Annotated in this window: 2 protein-coding genes; both read right to left on the bottom strand. The window is 43.8% G+C overall.

Annotated features, from left to right (window positions below):
• Window positions 1-156: 156 nt before the first annotated feature.
• Window positions 157-705: a DUF2179 domain-containing protein gene (locus tag HMPREF9088_RS09080; protein WP_007208926.1), complete on the bottom strand. Its 549-nt coding sequence runs from the start codon at window positions 703-705 to the stop codon at window positions 157-159.
• Between the two features lie 55 nt (window positions 706-760).
• Window positions 761-1,603, bottom strand: a complete 843-nt coding sequence (locus HMPREF9088_RS09075; RefSeq protein WP_007208925.1) for an NAD(P)H-hydrate dehydratase — start codon at window positions 1,601-1,603, stop codon at window positions 761-763.
• Between the last annotated feature and the right edge of the window lie 112 nt (window positions 1,604-1,715).

Genomic DNA, 1,715 nt, shown 5'->3' with positions numbered 1-1,715 from the left:
TTATAAAAAAATATTTGGCGTCACTACTCAGTTTGAGTAACAACACCAAATATTATAGAACCGACTTATGGCACAGCCCAGTCTTTTTGTCTTAAGAACAAAGTCTGTTTCGCCGTGATGGAGTAGCGCTAGGTCTCACGTTTTTTTCACTACGGCTTAGTGGCGTAATTTTTTTTGGCGCTTGCGTACCTTTTTGGTCCAAAAACCACCGGAGATGAATTTGGGTTCATAGGTAATAATAAAGGCGCGTTCTTCGACTTCTTTAATGAGCTGGTACAATTCACTTTCGTGCTTACGAGGAGAGAGAATCTCAAGAATCATCCGCTCACCAGATAATCCTTCACCGTAGCTTTGCGTAACCCCATAGCCTTTGTCTCTAAGGATAGTTGGTAAATTCTTATCGTTATCAGAATTACTTGGGAGAATGGCTGTTGTCATAATGTAACCTAGTGCTAAGCGATCTTCAATGAAAATTCCGACACTAATGCCCACAGCGTACCCTAGAGCGTACACAAAGAGATTGATTGGATTATCCAGTCGGTTTAAGACTAACGAAAGACCCAAAATATAAATCGTAATCTCAATCATACTTAAAATAGGTGCCAACAGACGATAGCCTTTCATCGTCAGCATAAAGCGGATGGTGCTAATTGTCACGTATGCGAAGTTGATAAAAAAAGTCATTGCTAAAATGGAAAGTGACATACACGTCGCTCCTTTCTTCCCCTAGGGTAACAGAAATTAAATAGATGGGAAAGAGTTAGCGTGTCAGTGGACAAAAACGACGCATGGTCTTTGATAGCTGCTCGGATATCATCGTCGGCAAGACGACATAGTGCTTGTCAGCTAATTCATCGGCAATCAGGCTATGAATCGTGACTGCTGCACCTATCGCCGACTCGGCCAATTGATCAGTTTTGCCAAATTGGCCTAAAAAGCCACCGATGATACCTGCCAATGTATCACCCATCCCACCCGTTGCCATTGCAGGATTGCCGTATGTGTTTTGATAGATTGCTTTATGGGTATAAATATGGGTTTGTTCACTTTTTAAAACGAGTGTGCAGCCGAGTCTTTGTTGGGCCTGTTGATTTGCGTCAATGGTCTGTGCAGCGATAGGAAGCCCACTGAATCGCTCCCACTCCTTTTGGTGGGGCGTCAAGACGATGTGCTCGGGAAATAAAAAATCAAGAGGATGTTGTGCCAATAACGTAATTGCCGAACCATCGATCACAAGCCATTGCGTAGCAGTTTGATGGGATAAAACAAACGCCAGACACTCTTTGGCAATCTTATCCGTCCCTAATCCAGGGCCAATCACGATGACATCGGCAGTCGCTACTAGTTCGGCTATTGGATCATGAAACGTGAGGGCCATTGCTTCTGGCAAGCGACTTTGTAGGGCTGGAATGGTGCTGGCATCGGTCATGACAGTGACCAATCCAGCACCACTATTCACGCAAGCCTGCGCACACATCAAAATTGCACCACCATATTGTTTTCTGCCCCCGATGCAGACGACCCGTCCGTAAGATCCTTTGTGGGACTGGACCGCTCGCTTGACGATGACTTGGTTGAGACATTCTTTTGTTAAAGGAATCATTGAACTCGCTCCTTTGCTTTTTCTTCTATTTTAGGCGATAGTTGAAAGAAAGGGAAAGAAAAATAGCGCGTGATGAAAAATGTCATGCTTTTAGTGAAAACTAATGATTATA

Source organism: Enterococcus italicus DSM 15952, assembly GCF_000185365.1.
Lineage (GTDB): Bacteria > Bacillota > Bacilli > Lactobacillales > Enterococcaceae > Enterococcus_G > Enterococcus_G italicus.
The sequence above is the reverse complement of the archived record's forward strand: the minus strand, read 5'-3'. Positions and strand labels throughout refer to the sequence as shown.

Coding starts and splice junctions, on each gene's coding strand:
- HMPREF9088_RS09080 (WP_007208926.1), bottom strand. CDS start 705: ATGTCACTTTCCATTTTAGCAATGACTTTTTTTATCAACTTCGCATAC.
- HMPREF9088_RS09075 (WP_007208925.1), bottom strand. CDS start 1,603: ATGATTCCTTTAACAAAAGAATGTCTCAACCAAGTCATCGTCAAGCGA.